This is a genomic window from Streptomyces sp. W1SF4, from assembly GCF_003950035.1.
Taxonomy (GTDB): Bacteria; Actinomycetota; Actinomycetes; order Streptomycetales; family Streptomycetaceae; genus Streptomyces; species Streptomyces racemochromogenes.
The window spans coordinates 6858310-6877690 of sequence record NZ_CP034350.1 but is presented as its reverse complement, the minus strand read 5'-3'; the positions used below and the strand labels follow the sequence as shown (position 1 = coordinate 6877690).

General features: G+C 74.9%; 17 protein-coding genes. 9 read left to right on the top strand and 8 right to left on the bottom strand.

Going from position 1 to position 19381, the window contains the following annotated elements; all coding sequences use genetic code 11:
• The first annotated feature begins 40 nt into the window (after positions 1-40).
• Together D1J60_RS31895 and D1J60_RS31890 are read left to right on the top strand one after the other, a co-directional pair.
• On the top strand, positions 41-1216 hold the full coding sequence (locus D1J60_RS31895) for a UDP-N-acetylglucosamine--N-acetylmuramyl-(pentapeptide) pyrophosphoryl-undecaprenol N-acetylglucosamine transferase (RefSeq protein WP_125596401.1): 1176 nt from the start codon (positions 41-43) through the stop codon (positions 1214-1216).
• 944 nt (positions 1217-2160) lie between these two features.
• Positions 2161-2403: a hypothetical protein gene (locus D1J60_RS31890; protein ID WP_125823500.1), complete on the top strand. Its 243-nt coding sequence runs from the start codon at positions 2161-2163 to the stop codon at positions 2401-2403.
• 87 nt (positions 2404-2490) lie between these two features.
• Here the strand turns inward: D1J60_RS31890 and D1J60_RS31885 are convergent, their stop codons facing one another.
• A complete protein-coding gene (locus tag D1J60_RS31885) occupies positions 2491-2907 on the bottom strand; it encodes a hypothetical protein (protein ID WP_125823499.1) in 417 nt (138 codons plus the stop codon).
• A gap of 231 nt (positions 2908-3138) precedes the next feature.
• Between D1J60_RS31885 and D1J60_RS31880 the strand changes: the two genes are divergently transcribed.
• Both D1J60_RS31880 and D1J60_RS31875 read left to right on the top strand, forming a co-directional pair.
• The gene (locus tag D1J60_RS31880) at positions 3139-4182 is read left to right on the top strand and encodes an alpha/beta hydrolase (protein ID WP_125823498.1); all 1044 of its coding nucleotides are present in this window, start codon (positions 3139-3141) and stop codon (positions 4180-4182) included.
• Positions 4179-5405, top strand: coding sequence for an acyltransferase (locus tag D1J60_RS31875; protein WP_125823497.1), 1227 nt, complete (start codon positions 4179-4181; stop codon positions 5403-5405). Before D1J60_RS31880 ends, D1J60_RS31875 begins: the two co-directional genes overlap by 4 nt.
• 262 nt (positions 5406-5667) lie before the next feature.
• On the opposite strand, the gene D1J60_RS31870 is transcribed toward D1J60_RS31875, so the two are convergent.
• Positions 5668-6333: a helix-turn-helix domain-containing protein gene (locus tag D1J60_RS31870; RefSeq protein WP_125823496.1), complete on the bottom strand. Its 666-nt coding sequence runs from the start codon at positions 6331-6333 to the stop codon at positions 5668-5670.
• 94 nt (positions 6334-6427) lie between these two features.
• Between D1J60_RS31870 and D1J60_RS31865 the strand changes: the two genes are divergently transcribed.
• Entirely contained in the window at positions 6428-7639 is a 1212-nt protein-coding gene (locus D1J60_RS31865) for a pyridoxal phosphate-dependent aminotransferase (RefSeq protein ID WP_125823495.1), read from the top strand.
• A gap of 88 nt (positions 7640-7727) precedes the next feature.
• On the opposite strand, the gene D1J60_RS31860 is transcribed toward D1J60_RS31865, so the two are convergent.
• Positions 7728-8150 (bottom strand): DUF350 domain-containing protein, encoded by a 423-nt coding sequence (locus tag D1J60_RS31860; protein ID WP_125819052.1) that lies wholly within the window; start codon positions 8148-8150, stop codon positions 7728-7730.
• 116 nt (positions 8151-8266) lie between these two features.
• Here D1J60_RS31860 and D1J60_RS38310 point away from each other — a divergent pair, with 116 nt between their 5' ends.
• A complete protein-coding gene (locus D1J60_RS38310) occupies positions 8267-10057 on the top strand; it encodes a GNAT family N-acetyltransferase (protein WP_125823494.1) in 1791 nt (596 codons plus the stop codon).
• 432 nt (positions 10058-10489) lie between these two features.
• Here the strand turns inward: D1J60_RS38310 and D1J60_RS31850 are convergent, their stop codons facing one another.
• Positions 10490-12514 (bottom strand): AMP-binding protein, encoded by a 2025-nt coding sequence (locus tag D1J60_RS31850; RefSeq protein ID WP_125823493.1) that lies wholly within the window; start codon positions 12512-12514, stop codon positions 10490-10492.
• 140 nt (positions 12515-12654) lie between these two features.
• Between D1J60_RS31850 and D1J60_RS31845 the strand changes: the two genes are divergently transcribed.
• Positions 12655-14535 (top strand): ABC transporter ATP-binding protein, encoded by a 1881-nt coding sequence (locus D1J60_RS31845; RefSeq protein WP_125823492.1) that lies wholly within the window; start codon positions 12655-12657, stop codon positions 14533-14535.
• Positions 14536-14602: 67 nt separating this feature from the next.
• Here D1J60_RS31845 and D1J60_RS31840 read toward each other — a convergent pair whose 3' ends face one another.
• Positions 14603-15313, bottom strand: coding sequence for an FCD domain-containing protein (locus D1J60_RS31840; RefSeq protein ID WP_125604807.1), 711 nt, complete (start codon positions 15311-15313; stop codon positions 14603-14605).
• A gap of 134 nt (positions 15314-15447) precedes the next feature.
• Between D1J60_RS31840 and D1J60_RS31835 the strand changes: the two genes are divergently transcribed.
• Together D1J60_RS31835 and D1J60_RS31830 are read left to right on the top strand one after the other, a co-directional pair.
• Entirely contained in the window at positions 15448-15960 is a 513-nt protein-coding gene (locus tag D1J60_RS31835) for a gluconokinase (RefSeq protein WP_125823491.1), read from the top strand.
• Between the two features lie 11 nt (positions 15961-15971).
• On the top strand, positions 15972-17369 hold the full coding sequence (locus tag D1J60_RS31830) for a gluconate:H+ symporter (protein WP_125823490.1): 1398 nt from the start codon (positions 15972-15974) through the stop codon (positions 17367-17369).
• A 26-nt stretch (positions 17370-17395) separates the two neighbouring features.
• Here the strand turns inward: D1J60_RS31830 and D1J60_RS31825 are convergent, their stop codons facing one another.
• Genes D1J60_RS31825 through D1J60_RS37530 form a run of 3 tightly spaced genes read right to left on the bottom strand, consistent with a single transcriptional unit; the run spans position 17396 to position 19324 of the window.
• A complete protein-coding gene (locus D1J60_RS31825; RefSeq protein ID WP_125823489.1) occupies positions 17396-17638 on the bottom strand; it encodes a hypothetical protein in 243 nt (80 codons plus the stop codon).
• Complete coding sequence (locus tag D1J60_RS31820; protein WP_125604816.1) at positions 17635-18333, bottom strand: hypothetical protein; 699 nt, start codon at positions 18331-18333, stop codon at positions 17635-17637. Before D1J60_RS31820 ends, D1J60_RS31825 begins: the two co-directional genes overlap by 4 nt.
• A 37-nt stretch (positions 18334-18370) precedes the next feature.
• On the bottom strand, positions 18371-19324 hold the full coding sequence (locus D1J60_RS37530; protein WP_164721012.1) for a hypothetical protein: 954 nt from the start codon (positions 19322-19324) through the stop codon (positions 18371-18373).
• Positions 19325-19381 lie beyond the last annotated feature (57 nt).

Genomic DNA, 19381 nt, shown 5'->3' with positions numbered 1-19381 from the left:
GCGCCGCGGCCCGCTCCACCAGGGCGGTTAGGGTGGCCGGGTGAACCTTTCTTCCGCGCTTCCCCGTTCCTTCCGGCTGCTCGTCACTGGCGGGGGGACCGGTGGGCATACCTACCCCGCCCTGACCGCGATCCGTACCCTGCAGGGCCGTCTCGCGGCCGCCGGCAGCACGCTGGACGTGCTGTGGATCGGAACCGCCGACGGCCTGGAGGCCCGGGTCGCCCCCGCCGAGGGGATCGCGTTCAAGACCGTCGCCACCGGGAAGATCCGCCGTTCGGCGAACCCGCTGAAGATGCTGTCCGCGGCGAACATGAAGGACATGGCGAAGGTGCCGCTCGGCGTGGCCCAGGCCCGGACGATCGTGTCCGAGTTCGCCCCCGACGTGGTGCTCGCCACCGGCGGGTACGTCGCGGTGCCGGCCGGACTGGCGGCGCGGATGTGCAAGCGGCCGCTGGTGCTGCACGAGCAGACCGTGCGCCTGGGCCTAGCCAACCGGAAGCTGGCCGGGTCGGCCACCCGCATCGCCGTGTCCTCGGAGTCCTCGCTGCCGCTGCTGCCGGCCGAGGTCCGCGAGCGCGCCGTCGTCACCGGCAACCCGGTCCGCCCGGAGGTGCTGTCCGGGCACCCCGACAAGGCCGTGCACGCGCTGAACCTCACCGGTTTCGACCGCCGCCTGCCGACCGTCTACGTCACCGGCGGCGCGCAGGGCGCCCAGCAGATCAACGGCGTGGTGCGCGAGGTGCTGCCGTGGCTGCTGAGCCACGCGAACGTGATCCACCAGTGCGGCCCGGCCAACGTGGACGAGCTGCGCTTCGCGGCCGCCGGCCTGGACCCGGTCCTCCAGGGCCGCTACCACGTGACGGGCTTCGTCGGCCCGGAGCTGCCGGACGTCCTGGCGCTCGCCGACGTGGTGCTGTCCCGGTCCGGGGCCGGCACGCTGGCCGAGCTCACGGCGCTGGGCAAGCCGGCGGTGTTCGTCCCGCTGGCCACCTCGGCCGGCAACGAGCAGGCGCACAACGCCCAGCACCTGGCCGACGCGGGCGCCGCCGTCGCACTGCTCGGCGAGGTCACCGCCCAGCACCTGGCCGACGCGATCGGCCCGCTCCTGACCGACCCCAACCGCCGGGCCCACATGGCCGACCGCGCCCGCGCGTACGGCCGCCCGGACGCGGCCGACCGCCTGGTCGACGTCCTCCTGGAGGCAGCCGCCCGCTGACGCGCGCAACCGGCCTCCCGGAAGCCCTTTCCGGGAGGCCCCTGTGACAGACCGCCGGTGACCGCACCCGGCCCGCCTTGGAGGCACCACCCCGGCGACCCCGCCCTCGGCCAGGGCCCGGGTCAGCCGCTCGGCCGCTCCGTCACGAGGCGCAGACCTGTGTCCGTCGTCGCGCCGGGACAGGCCGTCGCCGAATCTTTCGTCGCCCCATCACATATTGCAATTTCAATCGCATTTGACGACTTGCCGTACCGAACGCAGTCGTACGTTCGAAGAGTAGCCGACTTTCCGCTGCCGCCAATCGGTCAGCTTCTCCTGGATCGACTACCGCCCGTCTTCCATCTCGGAGGATCAAGCGAGCGACTTCAATGAACAAGTGCGGATCACCACGGCGGATGGCGTAGTTACCCTGGTGGCAAAGGCCAATGCCACAGCAGTCTCGGGCGTGAGCAAGGACGGATTCGGGGTCGAGGGGAGAGCACGCGGGAGTGGCGTCGTAGGGGTGAGCGAAACCTGGATCGGCGTCTACGGGGAGTCAACAGGCGGAGCGGGAACAGACGCTGTACGCGGACAGGGCAAGGGAAGTACCTGCGGGGTCGCAGGCCACAGCGAACAGGGCATCGGCGTCTACGGCAAGGGCCAGCAGTACGCCGCGAGATTCGATGGCAGGGTCCTGGCTTCAGGAAATGTCAGAATCGAGGGCAACCTGGAGAGCACCAATCAAGTAAGCGCGAAAACCGGGTATTTCCCCGATGAGGTGAGCTCTTACAAATTCAGCGCGCTGGGCGGCGACTATGCGGAGACCTTTGCGTCGGAAGACGATTTCGAACCGGGTACCGTGCTCGTCATCGGAAACGAAGGTCTCCTCACACCCTGCGGCACGCAATACGACACGCGCGACCGGAGTCGTATCAGGGGCCGGCGGCCTCAACCCTGGATCCGTCATGCAGAGCAACCCCGACTCCGAGCACCACGTAACGCTGGCACTCGCAGGGCAGGTCTACGTCAAAGCAGACCCTCAGTACGGGGCGATCTCCACGGGGGACCTCCTCACGACCTCACCCACCGAGGGGTGCGCCATGCGCGTGTCCGACCGCGGGCAGGCAATCGGGGCCATCCTCGGGAAGGCCCTGTCGTCACTCGAAGGCGAACCCGGGCTCCTGCGCATGCTGGTGACGCCGTCCTGAGCGCCGTGCCGGAGGCGCCGTGCCGGAGGCGCCGTGCCGGAGGCGCCGCCCGGGGCTCGTCACACGGCGGGGCACGTCAATGGCGTGTCACTTCGCTTCGACCGTCACCTTCCACGGCGTGATCACCGAGGGACAGACCCGGCCCGCGTCGGGGCGGCAGCTTCGTTGCGCGGTGATGGTCGCGGCGCCGTCCTGTTCCGCCTGGAAGGCGGCCGACGCGTCTCCGTTCGGCGCCGTGCGTCCCGCCGTCCGCCGGAACACCGTGGAATCGCCGGACGTCGGCGTGCTCCAGGTCCAGGTGAGTCCGTTCTCGCGGTAACCGGTGAGCCGGACTTCGATTTCGTCACCCGGGTTCGCGACCAGGGTGCGGCCGTCGTCCGAGTTCGTGAGCACGATGCGCTGTGCCAGCTGAGCGGTCGGCGCTGCGTGCGTGGTGGCGGGAAGGGAGAGGGGGACGAAGGCCAGGGCGAAGGCGGCGGCCCGGCGGGCGAGGGTGCTGGTCACGAGCTTGGTTCTATCGGCCCTCCGCGTCCTCGGGAAGGTCCGTCATCCGATCAGGTGGCCACCTTCACCCGCAGGAACGCCTCCGATGGCGACCCGCCTCCTCCACCCCCTACCGGGGTATGACATCCGGCTTGGCTCCACGGTCCGACGTGCGGCCGGGTACCTGCTTCCTACCTTCCTCCTCGGCAACGGCCCGGCACGGGGGCCGGCTCGAGGAGAGGGGGAAGGGGCATGCGCCGCTTCCGTAGGACGGTCGTCGCGGCAGCGCTGGCGGTGGCCGTGGTGGCGGGGACCGCCGGATGGGCCGCCGGGGACAGCCGGCCGGCCGTCACCGGGCCGCCGCCCGGGAGTGCCGCCTGGCGGGCGGGGTCGGCCGGGGGGCGGGCGCTGCCCGATCCGGAGGCGGCCTCCCCGTACGAGGTGGCGCGGTTCTTCGCCGCCCTGGACGGGGACGCGCGCCGGGAGCTGGTACGGGCCCACCCGCTCGTGGTCGGCAATCTGGACGGGGCGCCGCTCCCCCTGCGGTACGAGGCCAACCGGCTGGCCGTCCTCGCGACGGGCGAGGCCCGCTACGCCTCCCTCGCCGGACCCGGCCGGCGGATCCTGGCCTTCGACCCGCGCGGGCGGGGCCAGGTCGTGGAGGTGTTCGGGGACCTGGAGCGCGCGGCGCACGTCTCGGTGGTCGTACCGGGGTCGGACAACGACGCCGGCACGCACGACGCGGCACGGGCCCCGCACACCGGACCGGCCGGGATGGCCCGCGCGCTGCGGGGGGCCGCCGGCGACGGGACGGCCGTCATCGCGTGGACGGGCTACACCACCCCGGTGGGGGTGGGCCTGGACGCGGCGACCGGGCGGCTGGCCGGAGCGGGGGCGGTCCGGCTGGCCCGGTTCACCGCCGGGCTGGACGCGGTCGGGGCTCCCGATCCGGTGCTGTTCTGCCACAGCTACGGCTCCGTGGTGTGCGGCCTGGCGGCCCGTCACACGGACGCCTCCGACGTCGTCGCGCTCGGTTCCCCGGGCATGCGCGCGGACACGGCGGCGGGCCTCGGCACCCGGGCCCGCGTGTGGGCGGCACGCGGGCCCTCCGACTGGATCGCGGACGTGCCGAACGTCGAGTTCGCGGGCCTCGGTCACGGCGCCGACCCGTCCTCCCCCGCCTTCGGCGCGCGCCGGGTCCCGGCCGGCGACGTCCGGGGCCACACCGGCTACTTCACGCCGGGCACCCGGTCCCTGGCGGCGTTCGCCGTGATCGCGAAGGGGGAGGTCCGATGAGCGCGGTGGCGCTGCTGCGGGGCGCGGCGGAGCGGATCGAGCGGCGGACGCCGGCCCACCGGGACCGGGCGGTGGACGGCCTGCGGGCGCTGGCCCTGCTGGCGGTGCCCACGGGGCACTGGCTGCTCGGCGGATTCACCCTCGACGCGGAGGGCGGCCTGCACAACGCCAGCCCGCTGTCGGCCTTCGGCGCCCTCGCCCCGGCGAGCTGGGTGCTCCAGATGCTCGGCGTCTTCTTCCTGGTGGGCGGCTACGCGTCGGCGCTCTCCTTCGGCCGCCGCACCGGCTCGACCGGGGCGTGGCTGAAGGGGCGGATGGTCCGGCTGGGGCGGCCGGTGCTCGGGGTGACGGTGGTGTGGGCGCTGGCCGCTCCGGTGCTGTACGCGGCGGGCGTGCCGGAGGCCACGTTGCGTACGGGGGCCACGCTGGTGGTGCAACCCCTGTGGTTCGTCGGGGTGTACGCGGTGGTCACGGCCCTGACCCCGTACTGCGTGCGGGCGGCGGGGCGGCTCGGCGGGTGGGCGGCAGCGCCGCTGCTCGGGTCGGTCGCGGTGGTGGACTTCCTGCGGTACGGGCCGCTGTCCGGGGCGGTGCCGTCCTGGCTGTCCGTGCTGAACGTGCTGCCGGGCTGGATGTTCGCGTACCAGCTGGGCGTGGCGTGGGCCGGGCGGCGGATCGGGCGGCGCGGGGCGTGGCTGCTGCTGGCGGGCGGGGCGGCACTGTTCGCGGTGCTGCTGCTCGTCTTCCACTACCCGGCGTCGATGGTCGGGGTGCCGGGCGAGGCGCGGACCAACTCGCATCCGCCGTCGCTGCTGGTGCTGGCGCTGGCCTCGGCGCAGTCGGGGGCGGCGATCCTGCTGCGGGACCGGCTGGCGGGGCTGCTGGCCCGGCCGGTGCTGTGGGCGCCGGTGGTGGTGGTCAACCTGTCCGCGATGACCGTCCTGTGCTGGCACCAGACCGCGATGCTGGCGGCGGCCGTCCCCGGCGGGCTCGCGGGCGCGGTGCCCGGGCTGACGACGGCGCCCGACACCCTCGGCTGGATCGCGGCACGGGCGGCGTGGATGCCGGTGTTCGCGGTACTGCTGGTCGTCATCGCCCGGTACGCCCGCCGGTTCGAGACCGCCCCGGTCCCTTCGCGGGGCCGCCTCGCCCCGGCGGTACGCCGCGCCGTGGCGGGGCTGCTGGCCGCGGGCTTCGCCGTCTTCGCCCTGGGACTCGCCTGAGGGGTGGGGCGAACGTCCCGCACGGCACGGCACCTGGCGGCCCCTAGGCCGTGTCTTCCGGATCTTGCTCCCCCAGCTACCGCTGGGAGGTGCCCCCAGACCCGCGCCGCCCGGCACCGCACCTCGTCGCGTTGGCCGAGCACCCGAGTACGCCCAGCACAAGGGCGCCCCGCCAACGCGCCGATGCACGGCACCTGGGGGCCCCTCCCAGCGGTAGCTGGGGGAGACGCGGGCTTAACCGGCAAGATCCAAAAGACACGGCCTAGCCCGTCTCCCCGCGGAGGGCGGCGGCCGCCGGGCCCTCGCCGTGCACCTTCAGGCGGCCCGCACGGACGGCCTGTGCCACGTCGAGCGCGCCCTCGCCGAGTTCCCGGCAGGTGTCGGCGTCGAGGACGAGGCGGGCGTCGGCCGCTTCGGCGGGCCCGTCGCCGTAGACCGGGCCGCCGCCGTGGGCCGGGCCGTCGCCGCCGAGCCGTAGGTGGAACACTCCCTCGTCGAGGACCACGTCGACCACGGCCGGGACCCCGGTCGGGGGGAGGCGGCGCAGCAGGGGCAGCGCGTACCAGTGGGCGCGCAGCGCGTCGGTGGGGCGGCGGTCGGCGAGGTCGGGGGCGCCCCATTCGGCGAGTGCGGTGAGCACGGGCAGCAGTCCGGCGCCGCGCGCGGTCAGCTCGTACACGGTGGCGGCCGCGGGCGGCGGGAGCTTGCGGCGGGTGGCCAGTCCCTGCGCCTCCATGTCCTTGAGCCGGCCGGCCAGGACGTCCGTGGAGACGCCGGGCAGGTCGGCGTGGAGGTCGGTGTACCGGCGGGGGCCGGCCAGCAGCTCCCGGACGATCAGCAGGGTCCAGCGGTCCCCGACGGCGTCCAGGGCGCGGGCCGAGGCGCAGTACTGGTCGTAGCTTCGACGGCGTGGCTGACGAGGTGACATGCAGCGCAGTCTAGACAACATGTTGGACTTTCCAAGCTCTTGCTTGGTAAAACCAAGCAAGAGGTCCGGTGTACGGGAACAGGGAGGGCACGGCATGGAGTTCCGGCAGTCGAGCAAGCTCAGCGAGGTCTGCTACGAGATCCGGGGCCCGGTGATCGAACACGCCAACGCGCTGGAGGAGGCGGGCCACAGCGTGCTGCGCCTGAACACCGGCAATCCGGCGGCCTTCGGCTTCGAGGCCCCGGAGGAGATCGTCCAGGACATGATCCGGATGCTCCCCCGGGCCCACGGCTACACCGACGCGCGCGGCGTGCTCTCCGCCCGCCGGGCCGTGGTCCAGCGCTACCAGGCCATCGGCCTGACCGATGTGACGGTGGACGACGTCTTCCTCGGCAACGGCGTCTCCGAACTGGTCTCCATGGCCGTCCAGGCGCTGCTCGAGGACGGGGACGAGGTCCTCATCCCCGCACCGGACTTCCCGCTCTGGACCGCCGTCACCACCCTCGCGGGCGGCAAGGCCGTGCACTACGTCTGCGACCAGTCCGCCGACTGGTACCCGGACCTGGAGGACATGGCGTCCAAGATCACGGACCGCACCAAGGCCGTGGTCATCATCAACCCGAACAACCCGACGGGCGCCGTCTACCCCCGGGAGGTCCTGGAGGGCATCCTCGAACTCGCGCGCCGCCACGGCCTGATGGTCTTCGCCGACGAGATCTACGACCAGATCCTGTACGACGACGAGGTCCACCACAGCGCCGCCGTCCTCGCCCCCGACCTGGTCGTCCTCACCTTCTGCGGCCTGTCCAAGACGTACCGGGTGGCGGGGTTCCGGTCGGGCTGGCTGGTGGTGAGCGGCCCCCGGCAGCACGCGCGCAGCTACCTGGAGGGGCTGACCATGCTCGCCTCGATGCGACTGTGCGCCAACGCCCCCGCGCAGTACGCCATCCAGGCCGCTCTCGGCGGACGCCAGTCCATCAAGGAACTGACCGGTCCCGGCGGCCGGCTGCGCGAACAGCGCGACCGCGCCTGGGAGAAGCTGAACGAGATCCCCGGCGTGTCCTGCGTGAAGCCGAAGGGCGCGCTGTACGCGTTCCCGCGCATCGACCCCAAGGTGCACCCGATCCACGACGACGAGCGGTTCGTGCTCGACCTGCTGCTGCGGGAGAAGATCCAGGTCGTCCAGGGCACGGGCTTCAACTGGCCGCGCCCCGACCACTTCCGGATCCTGACCCTGCCGTACGCCGACGACCTGGACGCGGCGATCAGCCGGATCGGCCGTTTCCTGAGCGGGTACCGGCAGTAGGCCCGGCGGCACACGGCGGCGCGCCGCGACGACGAGAGCGCCGCTCCCGGTGGGGAGCGGCGCTCTCGTCGTGCGGTCCGGGCGCCGGTCAGGCGATCGAGGCGGCCACGATGGCGGCGACCGCCAGGTTGCAGGAGGCGGTGACCCACACGGCGGGGTGCGGCTCGGGGTCGACGACGATGGCACCGAGCTTGCCCGGGGTCACCAGGTCCAGCACCAGGAAGGCCACGGCCATCAGGACCAGGCCCAGCACGCCGAAGGCGGCGGTGGACAGCAGGCCCTTGCCGAAGTCCTCGTAGGTCGTCCAGATCGAGGTGAAGACGATGCCGCCGATGCCCAGGAGGGCCGAGCTGAGCAGGAGGGCCGCGTTGCGGTTGCGCTCCTCCCAGATCTGCTTGGGGAGCTTCCCGGGCGTCAGCACGTCCACCAGGACGATGCCGAGGATCAGCAGCACCAGGCCGAGGGCGCCGTAGGCGCTCGTACGGCCAAGTCCGTTGACGATGTCGCTCATTGAGAAGCCTGTCTCCGCGTGGGTGGGAAAGGATGGCCCGGTACGGGCCGGATCGGTGCCGTGGGGAGGCCGAATCTATCGCACGGCCCCGCCCCGGACCATGGGGAGGTCAGGAAATGGCAAAGGTCAGGGCCGCGCGGGCCGGTGAGGCGGAGGCGCTGACGGCGCTGGTGATGCGGTCGAAGGCGCACTGGGGCTACGACGCCGCCTTCCTCGCGGCGTGCGCGCCGCAGCTGCGCGTACGGGAGGCGGAGCTGGCCTCCCGGCGGATCGCGGTGGCCGAAAACGCCCGCGGGGAACTGCTGGGCCTCGCCTCCCTGGACGACGTCGGGGACGGGCCGGACGCCCGGCTGGGGCTGCTCTTCGTGGAGCCGTCCGCCATCGGGCTCGGCACCGGCCGGCTGCTGTACCGGGACGTGCTGCGCCGGGCCGCCGCCCTGGGCGTGCGCCGGCTGCTGATCGACGCCGATCCGCACGCGGCCGGCTTCTACCGGGAGATGGGCGCCGAGGAGCGCCCCGGCGCCGCCCCGGAGGGGCTCGTACGGTTCGAGGCCGCGCCGGTTCCGCTCGCGGAGTGGGCCCGGGCCTGGACGGGCGGCGTCCCGGCGGTGCACGTGGGCAACGTCGCCGAGTTCAACGCGCAGTTCGCCGACGCCTCCCTCGACGCCGGGCAGCGCGCCGCGCACGACTACGCCTGCCTCGCCGCCTTCTACAGCCCCCGCCCGGCGGCCCTGGTGCTGCCCCGCGCGGTGTCCCCCGGCTGGGTCGCGCTGGTCGGCCGGCAGCTGGGCTGGGACCCGGAGGTCGAGGTGTACGACGGGCTCGCGGATCGGGGCCCGGGGCTGTCGGACGCCGTGGCGGCCCGGCCGGCGCTCGCCCGGCGGCTGACGGAGGGCGGGCTGCCCCTCGTCCCGTGGGGGCTGACCGGGCCGTACGCCCGTCTCGCGGGCCTGCCGTGGCGGCCGGAGGGACTGCGGTACGAGTCGAAGTCGGCCGCGCACGCCCTGTTCGGGCGGATCCTGGCGGGCGGGAAGCACCCGGGGATCACGCTCCCCGCGCAGTGGCGGGCCCGCACCCGGCGGGCGGCCGTCCGGCTGCTGGCGGCGCGGGCCCGGTCGGGCGAGAGCACCGTTCTCAAATCGGAGCACGGTGTCGGCGGTTCGGGCACCACGGTGGTCTCGCCCGGGGAGGTGAAGGCGGCCGGAGGGGCCCGGGCGGTGCTGCGTCGGCTGCCGCGCGGGCCGCTGCTTCTGGAGGAGTACGTGCACGGCCCGGGCGAGGCGCACCTGCCGCGGGACCTGACGTACGACGGGTTCGTGGACGGCGACGGCCGGCCGCACGAGGTCGGCGCGGCGGTGATGGACGTGGCCGGCGGCGGCTACCGCGGCGCAACGGTCGGCCCCTCGGTGGTGCCCGACCGACTCGCGGGGCCGCTGCTGGCGTTCGGGGCGGCGGTGGGCCGGGAGCTGGCCGCGGCCGGCCACCGGGGCTGGTTCGACGTGGACTTCGTCACCGACGCGGCGGGGCGGCTCGCGCCGACCGAGGCCAACCTGCGGCTGACCGGCCCGTCGGTGGCCTTCATGGTGGCGGCCCGGCTGGACGAACTGCGGGGCGCGGGACACCTCGTACGGATCGCGGACCGCGTGGAGCTGGGGGCGCGGCTGCCCGACGCGCAGCTGGAGGCGCTCTGCGCGGACCTGGTGCGGGACTGCGCCGCGCTCGGGGCGGTGTTCGTGCCGGCGATCCCGACGGGGGCGTTCGACCCGGAACCGTGGGTGGGCGTGCTGGTGGCCGCGCGCGGCGCGCGGGCACTGGACGCGGCCGAGACCCTGGTGCGACAGCGCGCCCGCGCGGCAGGCACCGCCTTCGGCCCCACCCCCGGCCCGACTCCCAACCCCCGACCCTGACCCCGGCCCCGGCCCGACTCCCAACCCCCGGCCCGGCTCCCGGCCCCGGTCCGACTCCCAACCCCCGGCCCGGCTCCCGGCCCCGGTCCCGGTCCCGATCCGGCTGTCGGCTCCCGGCCCCCGGCCCCGATCCCGGCCCCGACCCGGCTCCCGGCCCCAACCGGGCTCTCGGCCCCCGGCCCTGATCCCGGCCCTCCGCTCCCGGCCCCCGGCCCCGATCCCGGTCCCGACCTGGCTGCCGGCTCCCGGTCCCGGCTCTCACCCCGGTCCCGACCGGGCTCTCGGTTCCCGGCCCTGATCCCGGCCCCGGCCGGGCTCCCCGCCCCGACTCCAGGCCCCGGCCCTGATCCTGCCCCCTCCCGGTTCGTGGCCCCGGCCCCGGCCAGGCTCCCGGCCGACCGACCCGGCCCCCGCCCCCGAAACCGGCGGCGGTCAGGCGTCGAAGTCGAAGGGGCTGGCCGGCTTGCGCGTCGCGTAGACGGCCACGACCAGGGCCGCGATCATCAGCGGGACGTTGAAGGCGTACACCAGGGCGGCCTGGCGCGGCCAGTCCTGCTTGGCCGCCAGCCGGTAGAGGTTGTCCTGCGGCCACCAGGCGATCAGCAGGTAGACGATCGCCAGGTGCGCGGCCGTGGTGATGCCGCGCCCGCGCCGCTGGGCCAGCATCGGTCCGCGGCCGCTGAAGAGGAACACCATCCCGGCCCCGAAGGCGAGGCTCTCGCAGAGGTAGAGGATCCAGAAGAGCGCGGCCCACGGGTTGGGGACGCCGGTCAGGTCGGTGGAGCCGGGCCAGATGACGCCCGTGAACGCCAGCGCGAGGAGGCCGAACAGCGGGGCGCCGCAGCCCAGGGCGGAGGCGAGCGGCAGCGCCTCCTGGCTCCCGGCCGCTCCCGCCGTCCGGGAGGATCCCCCGTACTTGCCGCCGCCCCGGCGCCCGGCGACGGGGGCCAGCAGCAGCGGGGGCTGCGGGACCTGGGTCCGGTCCTCGCGGCCGGCCCGGGTGCGGGGCAGGGCGCGTACGCGGACCACCGCGCGCGGGACCGCGCCGGGGGGCACCTTCCCCGACAGGTGCTCCCTGAGCCGGGCGGTGTCCGGCAGGACCTCGGCCGGGAGGCCGGGCGGCGGGGAGAGGTACGCGACGAGCCGGTGCCCGCCCCCGGTGACGGGGACGCGGGTGACCAGGGCGCTGCCCACGGCGTCGTGCGCCCGGATCTCGGACTCCAGCGGGTAGGGGTCGATCCGGGTGCCGTCCTCGGACTCGATCCGGTCCGCGGCCCTGCCTCCGAACTCCAGGAGCCCGTCCGGGCGCAGCACCCCGAGGTCCCCGGTGGCTATCGCCTCCCCGCCGGCGGGCGGGTCCACGGTGAGCCGGCCGTCCAGCACCCGGACCCGGCAGCCGGGGAAGGGGGTGCCGAGCAGGGAGATCCGCTCGGGCCCGTCGAGCGGGCGGGGCAGCTGCGGCAGTTCGAAGAAGGCGCCGGTGCCGGCGGCCTCGGTGAGGGCGTAGACGTTGAGGACGCGGGCGCCGGGGCGCAGCCGGTCCTGGAAGGCGCTGTGTTCGTCGAGGTAGAGGCGGTCGCCACTGACGGCGAGCAGCCTCAGCGACCGGAGTTCGGCGTCCGGCTCCAGGCGGAACGGGGCGATGTCGGACGCCGGGGGCGCTTGTGCGAGCAGCAGGTCCGCGGCACCGGCCGGGTCGGTGTGGACCACGCTGACCTCGGCCTTCCGGACGGCCCGCCGCACCTGTCCCGGCAGCCACGCCGCGCTCTCGGGCAGGACGAGGGCGCCTCCGGAGCACAGGGCGCGGGTCCAGCCGGCGGCGAAGGGCGTGGTGTCGGGGCCGGCGGTGAACAGGTGCCGGTCGCCGGGGGCCAGCCGGGCCGTGCGGGCCCATCCCTCGTAGGCGGCGAGGAGCAGTGCGTGGCCGACGGGGACGGGGCGGGGGGTGGCGGCCCCGGTGAACAGCACGGCCGCGCCGGCGGCGGCCTCGGGCAGGGGCGGCGGGGCGGTGCCGGCGGCGCCTTCGCCGGGGCGCAGGACCCGCAGCTCCTTGCCCGCGTCGAGGCGGGCCGCGTCGGCGGGGCCGGCGATCAGCAGGTCCGGCGCGAGGGCGGCGAGTTGCCGCCTCCCGCAGCGCGGGTCGGCGACGTCGAGGACCGCGTAGACCCCGCCGGCCTTGAGCACGGCGAGCAGGGCCGTGACCAGCTCGCGCTGCCGGGGCAGGGCGAGGGCGACGAGGCCGTTCGCGGGCAGGCCCCCGTCGGTCAGCTGCCGGGCCAGTCGGCCGGACTCCGCGTCGAGCACGGCGTACGGGACGGTCTCGTCCCCGGTGATGAGCGCGGGGGCCTGCGGGGTCCGGCGGGCCCATGCGTCAAAGCGGTGCAGGACGGTGTCGGCGCCCTGGCGGGCGGGTCGGTCCGGCTGTGAGGACTGCGATGACTGCGGTGACTGCGTCATTCCCCGATGATGCCACCGGGCACCGACAGGGCCCGGTGACGGCGAAGTTCCTTTGGCAAAACGTGAGTTGACCACACCTCGGAGTGAGGGGCGGCCAATCCGTTGACCTGAAGGCCGGTTGAGGTTCTAGCGTGGGGGCCATGGACATGGAAGTCACCGCCTGGCATTCGCTGCACAGCGCGATCAACGCCCAGCAGGACCGCCGCCCGCTCTCCCGGGCGAGCCTGCGCCGGATCGCCGCCTTCGCCCGCCCGCACCGGCGCGGGCTGACCCTCTTCCTGGTGCTGAGCGTGGTGGGCGCGCTGCTGGCGGTGGCCACTCCCCTGCTGGCCAGCCGGATCGTGGACACCATCGTCGGGCACGGGGCCGAGGGGGACGTGGTCCGGCCGGCGCTGCTCATCGCGGTGATCGCGGTGGCCGAGGCGGGGCTGGGCCTGATGACGCGCAAGCTGTCGGCCACCCTCGGCGAGGGGCTGATCCTGGACCTGCGCCGGGCGGTGTTCGACCACGTCCAGCGGATGCCGGTGGCCTTCTTCACCCGGACCCGGACGGGGGCGCTGGTCAGCCGGCTCAACAACGACGTGATCGGCGCGCAGCGGGCCTTCAGCAACACCCTCTCCGGGGTGGTCTCCAACATCGTGACGCTGCTGCTGACGCTGGGCGTGATGCTCACCATCTCCTGGCAGATCACCCTGCTGGCGCTGGTGCTGCTGCCGGTGTTCGTGCTGCCGGCCCGGCGGATGGGCGCCCGGATGGCCGGGATGCAGCGGGAGGCGTCGGCGTTGAACGCGGCGATGGGCACGCAGATGACGGAACGGTTCTCCGCGCCGGGCGCGACCCTGGTGAAGCTGTTCGGGCGGCCCTCGGACGAGTCCGCCGAGTTCGCGGCACGCGCGGCCCGCGTCCGCGACATCGGGATCCGTACGGCGATGGCCCAGTCGGCCTTCATCACCGCCCTGACCCTGGTCTCCGCGCTGGCCCTGGCCCTGGTGTACGGGCTGGGCGGGTACTTCGCGCTGCGCGGCACCCTGGAGGCCGGCTCCGTGGTGGCCCTCGCCCTGCTGCTGACCCGGCTGTACGCCCCGCTGACGGCGCTCGCCGGGGCCCGGGTCGAGGTGATGAGCGCCATGGTCAGCTTCGAGCGGGTCTTCGAGATCCTCGACCTGGAGCCGCTGATCGCCCAGAAGCCGGACGCCGTCCGGGTGCCCGACGGGCCGGTGTCGGTGGAGTTCGACCGGGTCTTCTTCGGCTACCCCTCCCCCGACAAGGTCTCCCTCGCCTCCCTGGAGGAGGTGGCCGTGCTCGACGCCCGGGGCGGCACCCGGGTCCTCCACGACGTGTCCTTCCGCGCGGAGCCCGGCCAGATGATCGCCCTCGTCGGCTCCTCGGGCGCCGGCAAGTCGACCATCGCCCAGCTGCTGCCCCGGCTGTACGACGCGGACGCCGGCGCGGTCCGCCTGGGCGGCGTCGACGTACGGGACCTCACCGCGGACTCGATCCGCGACACGCTCGGCATGGTCACCCAGGACGGCCACCTCTTCCACGAGTCGGTACGGGCCAACCTGCTGCTGGCCCGGCCCGGGGCGGGCGAGGACGAGCTGTGGGAGGCCCTGCGCCGATCCCGCCTGGACACCCTGGTCGCCGCCCTCCCGGACGGCCTGGACACCGTTGTCGGCGAGCGCGGCTACCGGCTGTCGGGCGGGGAGCGCCAACGGCTGACCATCGCCCGGCTGCTGCTGGCCCGTCAGCGGGTGGTGATCCTCGACGAGGCCACCGCCCACCTGGACTCCACCTCGGAGGCGGCCGTGCAGGAGGCGCTGGCCGAGGCCCTGTCGGGCCGTACGGCGGTGGTGATCGCGCACCGGCTGTCCACGGTGCAGGCCGCCGACCTGATCCTCGTGGTGGAGGACGGCCGGATCGTCGAACGCGGTACGCACCCGGAGCTGCTGGCGGCGGACGGCCGGTACGCCGAGCTGTACCGGACCCAGTTCGCCACGCGCGGGGCGCCCGCCGCCGGGTAGGCGGCCGGGGGGCCGGCTCGTACGGCCGGGCGGATCCGGGGCGGGGCCGGTTCGCGGGGGCCGTATCTCAGGGGGCGAGCACGTCGAGTTCCTCCAGGGCGCCGAGGGCGATCCGGCGGGTCAGCGCCTCGGCGGCGGCCGCGTCGCCCTCGCGGACGGCTTCGGCGACCCGTACGTGCAGGGTGACGGCGGCCGGGTCGGGGTCGTGGAACATCACGTCGTGCTGGGTGCGGCCGGTGAGGACCTCGGCGACGACGTCGCCGAGCCGGGCGAACATCTCGTTGCCGGAGGCGTCGAGGACCGTCCGGTGGAAGGCCACGTCGTGGCGGAGGTAGCCCTCCAGCTGGTGGCCGCGGGAGGTGCGGACCATGCCGAGGGCCGCCTCGGTGAGCCGCGCGCACTGCTCGGGGGTGGCGCGGGTGGCGGCCAGCCCGGCGGCGACGGGTTCGACGGCAGAGCGCAGCACGGTCAGGGAGCGCAGCTGGCGGGGGCGGTCGGGGCCGGCCAGCCGCCAGCGGATGACGCGCGGGTCGTAGACGTTCCACTGCTCGGCGGGGCGGACGGTGACCCCGACCCGGCGGCGGGATTCGACGAGCTGCATCGACTCCAGGACGCGGACCACTTCGCGGACGACGGTGCGGGAGGCGTCGAAGCGCCCGGCGATCTCGTCGGTGCGCAGGACGCTGCCGGGCGGGTACTCCCCCGCCGTGATCGCGAGGCCGAGGGTGTCCAGCACCTGGGAGTGGAGTCCTTGGCCCGGACTGCCTTCGGTGGTCATGGCGTAAGCGTACGGTGACGGCCGGGGCGCCAAAAGGTGTGATGTTTTACCACCCGGACCTTGAATAAGTACTACTTAATAGGCTTCAGTGGTGCTCCCAGCAACGAGGACCACCGAGGACAGCGAGGTACGACGTGAGCTCCCAGCGCGTCATTGTGGTGATGGGCGTCGCCGGAACCGGCAAGACGACCGTCGGGCGGCTGATCGCGGAGGCGCTCGGCCTCCCGTACGCCGAGGGCGACGCCTTCCATCCGGCGGCCAACGTGGCCAAGATGTCGGCCGGCGTCCCGCTGGACGACGCCGACCGCCGGCCCTGGCTGGACGCGATCGGCTCGTGGATCCGCGACCGGGCCGGCACGGGCGGCGGTGTGGTCGCCGCCTCCGCCCTCAAGCACTCCTACCGCGAGCGGCTGCGCGCGGCCGCTTCGGACGTCGTGTTCGTCCACCTCACCGGGGACCGGCCGCTCATCGAGCGGCGGATGGCGGACCGCAAGGGCCACTTCATGCCCGCCTCCCTGCTGGACTCCCAGTTCGCCGTGCTCGAACCGCTCCGGGCGGACGAGCGCGGGTTCGCCGTCGACGTCGCCGGCACGCCCGAAGAGATCACCGAACGGGCGCTGGCCGCCCTCCGCACGTCCGAGAGTTGAGGAACCCCACCGTGACCGGTCTCAGCGTCGAGACTCTGGCAGCGACCGCCCCCGGCCCCATCACCTCGGCCGGCGACGCGCAGCTGGGCGTCGCCGTCCTCGCGGGCATCGCCGTCATCGTCCTGGTCATCACCCGCCTCAAGATGCACGCCTTCCTGGCCCTGACGGTCGGTTCGCTGGCCCTCGGGTCCTTCGCGGGCGCCCCGCTGAACAAGACGATCGCCAGCTTCACCGCCGGCCTCGGCGCCACGGTCGCGGGGGTCGGCGTGCTCATCGCACTCGGCGCGGTCCTCGGCAGGCTGCTGGCCGACTCGGGCGGCGCGGACGAGATCGTGGACACCATCCTGGCCCGGGCGCGGGGCCGGGCCATGCCCTGGGCGATGGTGCTGATCGCCTCGGTGATCGGGCTGCCGCTCTTCTTCGAGGTCGGCATCGTGCTGCTGATCCCGGTGGTGCTGCTGGTCGCCCGGCGCGGCGGCTACTCCCTGATGCGGATAGGCGTGCCCGCGCTGGCCGGCCTGTCGGTCATGCACGGGCTGATCCCGCCGCACCCCGGCCCGCTGGTCGCCGTCGACGCGCTGCACGCGAACCTGGGCGTCACCCTCGCCCTCGGGGTGCTCGTCGCGATCCCCACGGTGGTCATCGCCGGACCGCTCTTCTCCCGGTACGCGGCACGCTGGGTGGACATCCCGGCACCGGAGCCCCTGGCCCCCGAGCGCCCGCCGGTGGAGGCCGCGCACCGCCCCCGGTTCGGGGCGACGGTCTTCACGGTGCTGCTGCCGGTGGCGCTGATGCTGGTCAAGGCTCTGGTCGACATCGTTGTCGACGACCCGGCCGCCCCCGTGCAGAAGGTCGCCGACGTCGTCGGATCCCCGCTGATCGCCCTGCTCGCCGCCGTCCTGGTCGCGATGTTCACCCTCGGCCGGGCCGCCGGGTTCAGCCGGGAGCGGCTGTCGTCCACGGTGGACAAGTCCCTCGCGCCGATCGCCGGGATCCTGCTGATCGTGGGCGCGGGCGGCGGCTTCAAGCAGACGCTGATCGACGCCGGCGTGGGCCAGATGATCCTCGACGTCTCGAAGGACTGGTCCGTTCCGGCCCTGCTGCTGGCCTGGCTGATCGCGGTCGCCATCCGGCTGGCGACGGGCTCGGCGACGGTCGCCACCATCTCGGCGGCCGGGCTGGTGGCGCCGCTCGCGGCGGGCATGTCCACCACGGAGACGGCGCTGCTGGTCCTGGCGATCGGCTCGGGCTCGCTGTTCTTCAGCCACGTCAACGACGCCGGGTTCTGGCTGGTCAAGGAGTACTTCGGGATGAGCGTCGGACAGACCCTCAAGACGTGGTCGGTGATGGAGACCGTCATCTCGGTCTGCGGCCTGGGCTTCGTGCTGCTGCTGTCGCTGGTCCTGTGACCCGCGGCCGGACGTCGCCGCGGGGGTCACCGCCGCCGGACGTGCGGCCCCTCCAGCTGCGCCGCCGCCAGGGCGAGGCCCGCGGCGGCGCGGGCGCAGCGGTCGGCGAGGGCGGTGACCTCGGCGCGGTACGCGTCGGCCTCCCGGCCGCGCCACTCCAGGGCGGCCGCGCCCGCCCGCAGCCGCCGCGCGTGCGAGCGCAGGGCGGCGGAGTGGGTGCGCAGGCCGTCCGCCGGCGCGGGACGGCTCGTCAGGTGGCAGTCGTTCACGGGCTCCTCCGGCGGTTCGAGGGCGCGGGCGCCGCCGGGCCGGGGCTGCGGGCGCAGAAGGCCCGCAGGGCGGCGCCGAGGCCCAGCAGTGGTTCGGCGGTGACGGCCCGGCCGGTGGCCACCTGCCAGCCCGCGTGGTCGTTGAAGGGGTTCTCGTCGGTCAGGGCGTGCCAGGCCAGCACGTCCGCGAACGCCGGGCTCAGCAGGGCGAAGGCCCGCGGGGCGCCCCGTTCGCGCAGCAGGGTGCGGAAGGCGCGGGCCGCGTCGGCCTGCCGGTCCTCGGCGACCGCCCGCAGCAGGCCGGCGCAGTCCGGGTCGGCCAGCAGTTCGGGGCGGCCCGCGGTCGCCCCGCGGATCCGGCCCTTGAGCCCGCAGACGGCGGTACTGACGGCGAGGCTCTCGCGGCCGCCCAGGATCCCGGCGAGCCAGCCGGCCCGGGCCAGGCCCCGTCCGCGCGGGGCCCAGCCGAGACCGGCCGGGTCGGTGAGGGTGCGCAGCAGGGTGCGCCAGGCCCGGCGGCGGCTGCCGCCGCGGCCCACGAGCGCCCCTGTCGTCAGGCGGGGTCCGAGGGCGAGTCCGGAGGCGTACCGGGCGGCCTCGCCGACGGCGTCGGCGGCCTCGGCCAGGTCACGGCACAGGGCGTCGAGCGTGTCGGCGTCCGGGTCGGTGGCCAGGGCGGTCGCGGCGTCGGACATGGCTTCCTCGCGGGGGCTGCGGGCGGTGACTTCGGCATCACCGTACGTCCGCGCCGCGGCCGGCGCGCGCGGGAGCGGGCCCGAACGCGGCCTCGCGGAACGCCGCGCGGGGCGGGCCGGAGCCGTCGCTCCCGGGGCCCGGGACGAGCAGGGCCCAGCGGTTCTGGCGGGGCGAGATCCACACGGCCGGGCCGGAGCCGGACGGGGGGTGGTGGGTCCAGACCCCGGCGGGTGCGGGGTGCCAGAGCAGGCCGCGCGAGGGGGTGAGTTCGCCGGTGCGGATCCGCAGCGACTCGGCGGTCCAGGCGCGGCTGACGGGCCGTTCGGCGTCGTAGGCGCCGGCGCCCGCGGGGGCCGCGGGGCCGGGGGTGGTGGGGGCGGTGGGGGCGGTGGGGGTGGTGGGGGCGGTGGGGGCGGTGGGGGTGTCGTCGGTGGAGAGCAGGTGGCGCAGGAAGCGGGCCAGGTCGGCCGGGCTGGTGCGCAGTGTGGCGCCGGCGAAGCCGGTGCGGGTCATGCCGAGGGGTCCCCAGACCCGGGTACGGGCGCAGTCGGCCAGCGGGGTGCCGGCGAGGCGGGTGAGGGCGTCGAGGGGAGCGGGGCCGTCGCACCGGGTGAGCAGGTGGTGGGTGGTGGTGCCGCCGGGCAGCCCCGCCGCGGCGGCCTCCCCGTAGGCGGTGAGGGGGGTGTGCAGGGTCAGCTCGCCCCGGGCGACGAGACCGCCGATGACGGGCCAGAGGGCGAGCAGCGGGGTCAGGGCCCCGGCGTCCAGCGGGGCGTCCCAGTCTCGGGTGCTTCCGGTGTCTCCGGCGTCTCCGCTGTCTCCGGTGCTTCCTGCGTTGCCGGCGTCTCCGGTGCTTCCTGCGCTGCCGGTGTTTCCGGCGTCTGCGTCGGGGATGCCGGGGCGGGCGGCGTGGACGGCGTCGGCCGATCCCACCGCCCAGAGCGCGGCCGGGCCCGCGGCCCGTTCGAGTGCCTCGATCTGCGGCGTCATGGTCCTCCACGCTACGTCGCCCCGCCGGGCGGTCCGGGCACGCCGGCCGGGACGTCC

Excerpts from the sequence above, each read along its gene's own strand:
- D1J60_RS31860 (WP_125819052.1), bottom strand. The coding sequence starts at position 8,150 with ATGAGCGACATCGTCAACGGACTTGGCCGTACGAGCGCCTACGGCGCC.
- D1J60_RS31870 (WP_125823496.1), bottom strand. The coding sequence starts at position 6,333 with ATGTCACCTCGTCAGCCACGCCGTCGAAGCTACGACCAGTACTGCGCC.
- D1J60_RS37530 (WP_164721012.1), bottom strand. The coding sequence starts at position 19,324 with ATGACGCCGCAGATCGAGGCACTCGAACGGGCCGCGGGCCCGGCCGCG.
- D1J60_RS31865 (WP_125823495.1), top strand. The coding sequence starts at position 6,428 with ATGGAGTTCCGGCAGTCGAGCAAGCTCAGCGAGGTCTGCTACGAGATC.
- D1J60_RS31850 (WP_125823493.1), bottom strand. The coding sequence starts at position 12,514 with ATGACGCAGTCACCGCAGTCATCGCAGTCCTCACAGCCGGACCGACCC.
- D1J60_RS31820 (WP_125604816.1), bottom strand. The coding sequence starts at position 18,333 with ATGTCCGACGCCGCGACCGCCCTGGCCACCGACCCGGACGCCGACACG.
- D1J60_RS31875 (WP_125823497.1), top strand. The coding sequence starts at position 4,179 with ATGAGCGCGGTGGCGCTGCTGCGGGGCGCGGCGGAGCGGATCGAGCGG.
- D1J60_RS31845 (WP_125823492.1), top strand. The coding sequence starts at position 12,655 with ATGGACATGGAAGTCACCGCCTGGCATTCGCTGCACAGCGCGATCAAC.
- D1J60_RS38310 (WP_125823494.1), top strand. The coding sequence starts at position 8,267 with ATGGCAAAGGTCAGGGCCGCGCGGGCCGGTGAGGCGGAGGCGCTGACG.
- D1J60_RS31890 (WP_125823500.1), top strand. The coding sequence starts at position 2,161 with ATGCAGAGCAACCCCGACTCCGAGCACCACGTAACGCTGGCACTCGCA.
- D1J60_RS31880 (WP_125823498.1), top strand. The coding sequence starts at position 3,139 with ATGCGCCGCTTCCGTAGGACGGTCGTCGCGGCAGCGCTGGCGGTGGCC.
- D1J60_RS31840 (WP_125604807.1), bottom strand. The coding sequence starts at position 15,313 with ATGACCACCGAAGGCAGTCCGGGCCAAGGACTCCACTCCCAGGTGCTG.